This is a genomic window from Roseococcus suduntuyensis, from assembly GCF_014196305.1.
Taxonomy (GTDB): domain Bacteria; phylum Pseudomonadota; class Alphaproteobacteria; order Acetobacterales; family Acetobacteraceae; genus Roseococcus; species Roseococcus suduntuyensis.
In genome coordinates, this window is record NZ_JACIDJ010000010.1 from 82,512 (window position 1) to 92,115 (window position 9,604).

At 66.0% G+C, this 9,604-nt stretch carries 6 protein-coding genes and 1 tRNA gene; 2 read left to right on the forward strand and 5 right to left on the reverse strand.

The genetic code is table 11. The annotated features are described in order from the left end of the window. Positions 1 to 246: 246 nt before the first annotated feature. The gene (locus tag GGQ83_RS19370) at positions 247 to 4,260 is read left to right on the forward strand and encodes an Eco57I restriction-modification methylase domain-containing protein (RefSeq protein WP_184386644.1); all 4,014 of its coding nucleotides are present in this window, start codon (positions 247 to 249) and stop codon (positions 4,258 to 4,260) included. Here the strand turns inward: GGQ83_RS19370 and GGQ83_RS19375 are convergent. From GGQ83_RS19375 to GGQ83_RS19395, 5 genes are all read right to left on the reverse strand, one after another. Beyond that, entirely contained in the window at positions 4,217 to 5,848 is a 1,632-nt protein-coding gene (locus tag GGQ83_RS19375) for a reverse transcriptase domain-containing protein (RefSeq protein ID WP_184386645.1), read from the reverse strand. The genes GGQ83_RS19370 and GGQ83_RS19375 overlap by 44 nt on opposite strands. Positions 5,849 to 5,898: 50 nt before the next feature. Continuing rightward, the gene (locus tag GGQ83_RS19380; protein WP_184386646.1) at positions 5,899 to 6,117 is read right to left on the reverse strand and encodes a helix-turn-helix transcriptional regulator; all 219 of its coding nucleotides are present in this window, start codon (positions 6,115 to 6,117) and stop codon (positions 5,899 to 5,901) included. Between the two features lie 220 nt (positions 6,118 to 6,337). Then, positions 6,338 to 8,266 carry a site-specific integrase gene (locus tag GGQ83_RS20350; RefSeq protein WP_311728791.1) on the reverse strand — a complete coding sequence of 643 codons (1,929 nt, stop codon included), beginning with the start codon at positions 8,264 to 8,266 and terminating at the stop codon, positions 6,338 to 6,340. Then, positions 8,224 to 8,316: transfer RNA gene (locus GGQ83_RS19390), tRNA-Ser, on the reverse strand. Before GGQ83_RS19390 ends, GGQ83_RS20350 begins: the two co-directional genes overlap by 43 nt. 103 nt (positions 8,317 to 8,419) lie before the next feature. After that, complete coding sequence (locus GGQ83_RS19395) at positions 8,420 to 9,052, reverse strand: glutathione S-transferase family protein (protein WP_184386648.1); 633 nt, start codon at positions 9,050 to 9,052, stop codon at positions 8,420 to 8,422. A 75-nt stretch (positions 9,053 to 9,127) separates the two neighbouring features. Between GGQ83_RS19395 and GGQ83_RS19400 the strand changes: the two genes are divergently transcribed. Further along, positions 9,128 to 9,430 (forward strand): TM2 domain-containing protein, encoded by a 303-nt coding sequence (locus GGQ83_RS19400; RefSeq protein ID WP_184386649.1) that lies wholly within the window; start codon positions 9,128 to 9,130, stop codon positions 9,428 to 9,430. Positions 9,431 to 9,604 lie beyond the last annotated feature (174 nt).

Below are 9,604 nucleotides of genomic sequence, written 5' to 3' on the forward strand. Positions count from 1 at the left end.
AGTAAATGTAACGGCGCGAAAGGGCGACTGAAAGCCCCTGTGCGGTGCAGACACACCCACGCTCCCGTGAGCCTGACGGCTTCTTACAACCGGTTTCAAACCCGCCACCCCCCGGGGAGGCAGAAAAAACAAAACTTCTCGTGCAACGCTGTCCAGCGCGAACCCAAAAATGTGCAAGGGTAATTCAGGGGCGGTTTTTGAGCCCGCGTCGTCAATTGTGGCGGTGTGATTCGGAGTGAGGACGTAATGATCGGCGGTGGTCTGTTCAGCCGATACTACTTGGACGAAGGCGTTCGGCAGGGTGCAGCTTGGGGCTCCGTCACCGACGCGGAGGTAGAAGCCTTCGCCAGCGTCGCCCGCGCAGCGCTCGCGAAGGTTCCGGCCTCCGGTAACCTCCGGGAGGCCGAGACCGAAACCCTCGTGCTCTTTCCCATCCTCGCCGCGCTCGGATGGTCACACCTGCCGCAGCAGAAGGGGAACAAGCGGCGGGAGGATGTGCCCGACGCGCTCCTCTTCCTCGACCCTGCCACACAAGCGCACGCGCTCGCGATGCCGGCCGGTTACGACCGCTGGAAGCAGGCTGCGGTGGTGGTGGAGAACAAGGCGTGGAACCTTCCTTTGGACCGCGCGAGCGGAAAGACGGTGCGGACCCCGGCCTCTCAGGCGCTCCGCTATCTACGGCTTGGGGACGAACACACGGGCGGCGCGCTTAGGTGGGCGCTACTGACCAATGGGCGGCAGTGGCGCCTCTACTACGCAGGCGCAGCTTCCATGTCAGACCGTTTCCTGGAGGTGGACCTGCCGGCGTTGGTGGACGATGCCGACACACCGGACGGCAACGGACGGCTCCGAACCTTGATGCTGTTCTTCCGCCGGGACGCCTTCGCGCCCGACACTGCGGGCCGCTCTTTTTTGCTCGCCGCGATGGAGGAGGGGCGCGAGTGGCAGGAGCGCGTCACCGCGGACCTCTCGCGTGCGGTCTTCTCCACCGTCTATCCGGAACTGCTCGCCGCGCTCGGCGCCGCCGATCCCGTCCGGAAGCCGTCCGATCCCGCATGGCCTGACACGGTGCGGCAGAACGCGGTGATCCTGCTCTACCGGCTCCTGTTCCTGCTTTACGCCGAAGATCGGGACCTCTTGCCGGTGGATCACAAAGGCTACCAGCCCCGGTCGCTCGCCCGACTGCGGCAGGAGGTGGCGGAGGCGCTGGACGCAGCGCGCCCGCTTTCAGACACCGATGCGTTCTGGTGGGGCGACCTCAAAGCGCTGTTCAATGCGGTGGACAAGGGCAGCGATGCGATGGGGCTTCCTGCCTACAACGGCGGCCTCTTCGACCCGCATGAAGCCCCAATGCTCAACGCGGTGGCGCTGCCCGACAAGCCGGTGGCCGCGATCCTGGATGGTCTTTCGCGGCTGAAGGCGGGCGAGGAGAAGCGGCGCGTCAATTACCGGGACCTGTCGGTGCAGCAGTTGGGCGCCATTTACGAACGCCTCCTGGACTTCGACGTGGAGGTGGACGCGGCCGGGGCGGTGGTGCTTACGAAGGATAGCATCGCACGGAAGGAAAGCGGCTCTTTCTACACGCCGCCCTCGCTTGTGCGGCTAATCCTGGACTCCACCATCGGCCCGCACGTCGCGCAAAGCCGGGACCGCTTCAAGGCTAAGGCTGAGACGCTGAACGGGGATCGGCGCCCGGTTGCGGAACGCATCGAGGACCTTCGCCGCTTCGACCCCGCTGACGCGCTGCTCAACCTGAAACTGGCCGATCCCGCGATGGGGTCAGGCCATTTCCTAGTTTCCGTCGTGGACCGGCTCGCGGATGCCGTGCTGCTTGCGATGGAAGAGGCTGCGGTGGTCGCGCAGTTGGACGGCGAGGTGGAGGGCTACACCTCGCCCCTTTCCGACCGCATTGAAGCCGAGCGCGCGCGGATCGAGGGCGCCGCGAAGACGCACGGGTGGCCTTATCGCGCCGAACACCTGGACGACCGGCACCTTGTTCGCCGCCTCGTGCTCAAGCGGGCGGTCTATGGCGTGGACCAGAACCGCCTTGCTGTGGAACTCGCGAAGCTGTCCCTGTGGCTACACAGTTTCACGGTCGGGGCGCCGCTCTCCTTTCTGGATCACCACCTCCGACATGGAAACTCGCTCTTCGGTGCCTGGGTCGCGGACACCGGGGACCAACTCGCGAAACGCGGCTCGATGCTGCTGCATCAGGCGGTGGACAACGCCCGCGGCGCTGCGGCCGGAATGGCGCGCATCGAAGACCTGGCAGACGCAGACCTCTCGCAGGTCCGGGAGAGCAAGCAAGTCTTTGAGACGGTAGAGGAGGCCACGGTCCCGCTGCGGGCCTTCCTGGACCTCTGGCATGCGCTCCTGTGGCTACCACTGGTCGGGGAGGGTATCCCCGCCGGGCCAAAGCGGAAGGCGCTGGTGAAGGAGGCGGAGGCGGCCCGGCAGCGCACCATCAATATGTGGCTGGACGGTCTGTGCGGCGATCCTGTCGCCCTCGCCGCTGGGACAGAGAGGCCAAAGGGCATCCCCCGCTTCGCGCGTGAGGTGGCCGCACTCCTGGAAGACTTGCGAGCCATCGCCCGCCGGGAAAACCTGTTGCATTGGCAGCCCGCCTTCCCGGGCGTGTGGGGCGCCTGGAAGGGCATGGACGCACAGGGCGGCTTCGACGCGGTGGTGGGAAACCCGCCGTGGGTTCGGCAGGAAACCATCGCGGCGAAGAAGCCGGTGCTCAAGGCCCGCTACCAGACCTATGAGGGCAAGGCCGACCTCTCCACCTTCTTCCTGGAGCAAGCCCAGCGGCTCGTGCGGCCCGGCGGTCGCGTCGCCTTCGTCCTCCCCAACAAGTTCTTTAAGGCCGACTACGGGGAGCCGCTGCGCGCCTTCCTGGCGAAGAACACCTGGATCGAAAGCATCGTTGATTTTGGCCACAACCGGGACCTCTTCCCCGACGCGGACGTGTTCCCTTGCGTGCTGGTGACGCGCCGCCCCGATGCGGCGATGGAACCGGCGAGCGATGTTGCTGTGGCGGTGATCCAGGGCAACCGGGTGCCACAGGATCGGCTCGCGGCCGTGGTGAAGGGGCTACAGTTCCCAGTGCCTCGCCGCTCGCTGACGGCCGCCGGTTGGATGCTAGAGCCGCCCCCGGTGCGCGCGCTCATGGAGCGCCTGAACAGCGCGTTTCCGCCGCTGATTGAGCGCACAGGTGCCGCGCCTCAATACGGGATCAAGACCGGCTTGAATGAAGCATTCGTAGTGGACGATGCCACTCGCAACCGACTCGTGAACGACGATCCGGGCTCCGCGGAAGTGTTTCGCAAGTTCGTGCGCGGAGGTGATCTGAGCCGCTGGCTACCCCACTGGGAGGGCAGGTGGATGATCGGGCTGAAGTCGAGCGCCGATCATGCATGGCCTTGGGCCAAAGCGAAGGACACGCGCGAAGCCGAGCGCATCTTTCAACGGACCTATCCCGCGCTCCATCGGCACATGGACGGGTTCAGAAAGCGTTTGCAGACACGCGAAGACCAAGGTCGGTTCTGGTGGGAACTCCGGCCGTGCGCCTACTATGCATCATTCGATGCACCTAAGATCATGTGGCAGGACATCCAGTTCTACGCCGCCTACTGCCTGGACCGAGAGGGGCTCTACAGCAACGATACGACCTTCTTCGTCCCAGGTTCGGACCCTTGGCTTCTCGCCTGCCTGAACAGCAATCTCATGTGGTGGCGCAACTGGCGGACACTCGTGCACGGCAAGGACGACGCTCTTCGTCCGAAGGGTTACCATATGGAGCGCGCGCCCATCCCACTCCCCACGCCGAAGCAGACTGAACGCGCCATGGACCTGACGGACCGGCTCGCGGAGGTTCACTATGCGCGCCACGCCGCAGCGGTGGAGGTGGCCGATTGGCTGCGGGTGGAATGGGGCCTCTCTGCACCTCCGGCCGCGCTCGCCTCGCCCTTCGCGCTCTCCGCCGACGCCTTTGCGGACGCGCTGCGGAAGGTGCTGCCTAAAAGGCGCAAGTTGACGGTCGCGGAAGTGGCTGCGGTGAAGGCCGCGCACGCTGAGACCGTCGCCCCCATCGCTGTCCGCCTGAGCGAAGCAGTGCGGCTTGAGCGAGACCTGTCGGCGGTGGTCAACGCGGCCTATGGCCTCACTCTGGAGGAAGAGGCGCTGGTCTGGCGCACCGCTCCCCCTCGGATGCCGATCACGCTGCCAGCATCGGATGCAGCGGCCTCGGCAGCGGAGTGATCGAAGCATTGTTGGTTCGGCCCGAACGCGCTTCGGCGCGGGCCATCTCCTCGCGTCGCGCGGCGAGCATGGCGTCCACCAAGGACCGGCCCTGTCCGCGAGGTTTGCACCTGGGTTCAAGCAGCCACCCAATGATGCGTATGCCTTCGTTCAACGAGTCATCCGCGCGCGGTATTCGCCATCGCTTCGCAAGCTCTCGGGCAGCGGCGCCGATAAGAGCCCGCCCACCCCTCTGGATTGTCTCCGCCCGGCGGATCACATCCTGTTGCCGCGCTGTCCATGGCACGGCCCCCCGCCAGCATGGGTATCGGGACACGGTGGCGGCAATTTCCGCCCGCACTGGGCCTTCTTCGCCTTCCAGCAGGGCAACCATGATGGCGCGGCGTCGAATACGCTCTTCGGCTTTCGCCAGACTTGCCGGCTTCGGCGCGATATTCACCTGTCCATCCCGCATGGAGATGACGAGGCCGCAGAACTCCACATCGCGGCTCACACGTCGCGGCTTGGCATCGTCCGGAGTCAGTCGGAACGAGCCGGGGAACCCCTGCCCAGAAAGGGCAGCACGCAGGGCTTCAATCGCTTGCACCCCCGTCTTCCTATCCCGCGTCAGGATCAGGATGTCATCGCAGTAGATGAACATCTCCGCTCCATCCGGCAGCGCGTCGAAGATCGGCGCGAGCAAGATGTCCGCGATGATGCCGGAGGCGGCGGAACCCTGGGGGAGTCCGGTTCGGCACGCCGAAGTGTGCATGTCCATGATGTCGTCGTAGGCAAGTCTCTCACTGAGGGGGATAAACAATCCCTGTCTCTCCGCTTCTTCAGGTCCTCCTTTTCTGCTGACGTGGATGTTGCCCGTCCGGTGCAGGACGGAGTTTTCAACGACCCCGGCTGGGAGCGCGATGCGGCGCCGCACCCCGTTCCCGCAGAAGGAGTCGAAGAAATCCTTGATGTCCAGGCGAACCGCCCAGAGGTGGCCGCGGGTAAGCGCGTCCGCGATGGCCCGTTGCATCTGACCAAGGCCGCGCCCTCGGCGCGTGAACTGATGCGGATGCGTGCGGTGGAGCGCGCCCGCCAGCCACGCCACAATACCCTGCCGGGCCTTGTGCTCCATCCCGAACGCGAAGACGCGGCGCGTGCGCGTCGGCGCCGTCCAGGACTTCGCTTCAACCAGTCGCGGCACGTCCCCAGGCTTCGGCCGCTTTGCTTCCACGCGCATCGTGATCCGCGACGCGGTAGCGCGATTCGGGCGCATCTCTTCCGCAAGCCGGACAACCTCTGCCGCCGACATCCGCGGACGTGTCCCTTCGGGTGCGCGCTGAGCCGCGCCTTTGCGTGCTGCGGTCGCGACGTGGGCCAGTTTCACCGCGAAGGCCCCCGCAAGCCTACGCGCAGCGCGTCGTGCCTTCCGACTCCCTGCGTGCTTCCGGAGATAGGCTTCGGCATTGCGGAGACGCTTCTGATCCGCTGCCAGCATGTGGCCGAGAGCGGCGCCCGCGGCCATGCTGGTCCGCGCACGCTTCGCCTGCATGGCGAGGTCACGATGGCGGTTGCCGGTGGGCTGCGGAGGGCGCGAGCGCGGAGTGATCATGGCTCAGCCTGTCGGGTGTGGGACGGGACTGCGGATGTGTGCAACCGGGTTCAATCGGCCTCGCCGCCCCGCGTGCCCACGGTGGAGGTGCGCCGGCCGCGCTGGACGAAGGCGAGCACGTCCGCGCGCCGGTAGCGGACCGCGCGGCCCAACTTCACGAAGGCGGGGCCACGGTCAGGCGTCATGCGCCAATGGTCTAGGGTCTCCGCCGCAAGGCCGAGAAGGTCCGCAGCGTCGGCAACGGTGAGCAAGTCGGTTTCGTCGCGCATGGTGGTTCCCCCGCTCAACAGTCCAATCAATCACCCGACATCGCGGGCCATTACCAGACACGTGAATAGGGATGCCCTGAACTTCAATCCCAGAATCCATAAGCGTGACCAAGAATCGGTTGCACCGGATTGCAAAGAACTTACCGAGGTGAGAACCATGACTGAGGGCGCTTCCCGAACGACCAACGACGCCGCTGCCTAACGTCTTTGCCGACTTGCTTTACGAAGCCTCTTCGTTACTCAGGTGGAGGTGGTCGAGATTGAGGCCGGGATAGGTGATCCGGGCCACGTGCTCCGCGAGGAAGCGCACGGAGCCGCCTTCGCCATAGCGTCCACCCTCGCTTTTCCTGCCTGGCGCGGTCCACCCTCCAAGCAGATCGGCCACGCTGTCGGGGATGCCCGCTTCCGTCATCCGGTCGCGGAAGCCGTGGCGGAAACTATGGAAAACCGCACCGGGCGCTTTCACCCCTACCTTGTCCAGAAAGCGCGCGAACCACTTAGAGAACGGGTCGCTGTAGTTGCCAAGTTTGCCCGCACGTAGGTCGGGGAACAGTCGGACCTCGCCGGCCAGACGTTGACGTGAAACGAGGTGCAAGAAGCCAATGCGCTGAAGTTCGGGATGGACCGGGATGCGTCGCTCGGCTGCCTTCGTTTTCAGACGCTGCCCCTCTGTTGTCGCCCGCACGTGGATCACATGAACGCCGTCCACCTCCTCAACGTCCGCGGTGAGCAACTGACAGGCTTCGTTTAGGCGCAGACCAGCATACAGACCAAGCAGGGGCACCCAGAACCGACCGCGCCGGGGGTGGTTCGGCCCGGGCAGGTGATAGCCCTCTTCATCGTTTTCGCATCCGATGTAGAGCGGCGCCTTGAAGATCGCGGTCAGTTCGGCGGGAGTGAACGGGCGCCGGTCCTCACCCTTTCTCGCCGTGACGTTCTTCGCGGTGGTCGCCTGCAACCCAACGGCAGGGTTCCCATCAGGCAACCGAATGACCTTCTCCTTCTCGCCCCACCGGAACAGCGTGGCGAGGATGTCCAGGTGGTGCCGCAGGGTCTTCGCGCTCATGGGCGGCACGCCATCGCGCGCCGCTGCCTCCGCCACCTGTCGCGCGGTCAGGCCTGGATACCGCTGCACCGCGTTCGTGGGGTAGGTCAGCAGCACCGTCCGGACCCGCCGGCAATCCTCGCGCGTGATGGAGTCGGCGCGGCGATCCTCCCCGATCAGGTCGCAGAGTAGCCGGAGGCTGCCGACATACTTCACCCGAGTCTTCGGGGAGATGTCCGCGCGCTCAGGATCGTTCAGGTAGGCATCGCACAGGGCGCGCAACGTCACCGCTGGCGGTGGGGGCACAGGCGCCGGGGAGCCAGCGGTCACGTCCGCGAAGCGCCTGTCCCGGGGCGGCTCCACCGGCCGCCCGCCCCACCGCTGCACCGCGCGGTCAACGGCCTCTTTTGCGGCGGCGTGGAACGCCTCCACGGCCTCCGCGAACAGGGCGCCCGGGGGCAACGTGAGGTTGCGGGCGGCGAAAGCCTTCTGCGCCGCTTCGGCAGCCCATTCCTCGCCCGCGGGACCGTGGATCGCTGCTTGGTTATCCTGGAGCGCGTGAAGCCCGTCCTCGCGCTCCACCGCGGTTCCGCCGTCATGGCTGCCGGCCCGCCGCCACCGATCCAACAGGCGGCCCTCTTCCGCATGGAACCAAGCCCGCGCTGCGTGGTGGATGTCCTCCACTGTCGCCTGTGCGATGCGGGCGGCCTCTTTCCGCGCGATGCTGGACGGGTCTCCCCCGGAGGCAAGGCGCTTACGCGCGTCCTCAAATAGTGCATCCACCACGGCCATCTCCCGGTGATGGCGCCGCTTCGCGTCGGCAAAGGAATCGGTCTTGTAGGAGACCCAAATCTCCCGCTTGCCGATGATCGGCCGGAGTTCATCCGGCACCCGGCGGCGCAGTCCCCACGGGCCGCCGTTCAACCGGGCGAGGCACGGAACGCGCGGCACTTCTTCTCCCCCATGTGTAGTGGACCTGTGTAGTGGTCCGGTGGGGTGATGCCGCTTGATGTCGTTGGTTTGCTTGAGTTTCCGAGGCATAGCGAACCCGGATCGTGAGGTGGCGGAGGGGATGGGATTCGAACCCACGATAGGACTTGACATCCTATAACGGTTTAGCAAACCGCCGCCTTCGGCCACTCGGCCACCCCTCCGCAGGAGTGGAAAGTCACACGGCGTATGCAGTTGCGGGTGATACAGCCCCAACCCGCCCCCGTCAAATGCCTCTGCCGGGGGGCATGCCCCCCGGCCAGCCCTTCAGCCCAGCGACACCTCGAAGCCCCGCGCCGTCGCCGGCCGGGCCATCATCCGCTCATACCAGGCGGCCACGTTGGGCAGGTCGTCGAAGGGCACCTGGTGCCGCTCATGCCGCCACGCCCAGCCGATGATGGCGAAATCCGCGATCGAGGGCTCGCCCTCCGTCGCTACGAAGTCCCGCCCCGCCAGGCGCCGGTCCAACACGCCATAGAGGCGCTTGGTCTCGGTGTGGTAGCGGGTGAAGCCGTAGTCCCGCGCCGGGCCCTCGGGCTGCATCAGGAAGTGGTGCACCTGGCCGGGCATGGGGCCGAAGCCGCCCATCTGCCACATCAGCCACTCCATCACCGGCACGCGGGCAGCGAGATCCTTCGGCCAGAACTTGCCGGTCTTCTCGGCCAGATACCACAGGATGGCGCCGCTTTCGAACACCGTGGCCGGCTTCCCGTCGGGGCCGTTCGGGTCACGGATGGCGGGAATTCGGTTGTTCGGCGCGAATTTAAGGAACTCGGGGTTAAACTGTTCGCCCTTTGAGATGTTCACTGGATGCACGCTGTAGTCCAGCCCCATCTCCTCAAGGGCCACGCTGATCTTGCGGCCATTGGGGGTGTTCCAGGTGTGCAGTTCGATCGTCATGCGGGGCCTCGTTCCGGAAGGGACAAGGTTCCATATGCCGCAAGCGCCACGCCAAGACAAAGGTTCGCTCCACCCATGCCTCCCCGCCACGACGATTACGCCGCCATGCGCTACCACGCCAACGCCAAGTCCCTGGTCGCGGCCTACCTCATCTGGTTCTTCCTGGGCTATGGCGGCATTCACCGCATGTATCTGGGCCGCTGGGTCTCGGGCCTCGTCATGCTCGGCGTCTTCGTGATGTCCTGGGTGCTGTCGCTGGTGTTCATCGGCTATATCGGGCTCGGCTTCATTCTGGTCTGGTGGGCGCTGGACGCGCTGCTGATGCCCGGGCTGGTCAGCCGCAGCAACGAGGCGCTGATCCGCCGCCTCTCGCGCTGACACGAAGCGCAAGAAAGCGTGGGCGGCGCGCCCTTGCCGCCCCGTGAACCCCTCGGCTAGACCGCGAAGCCGTTGCAGGTCAGGGGCCAAGGATGCGCGCCGCCATCATTCTCGCCGCGGGGCAGGGCACCCGCATGCGGTCCGCCCAGCCCAAGGTGATGCACCAGCTTGCGG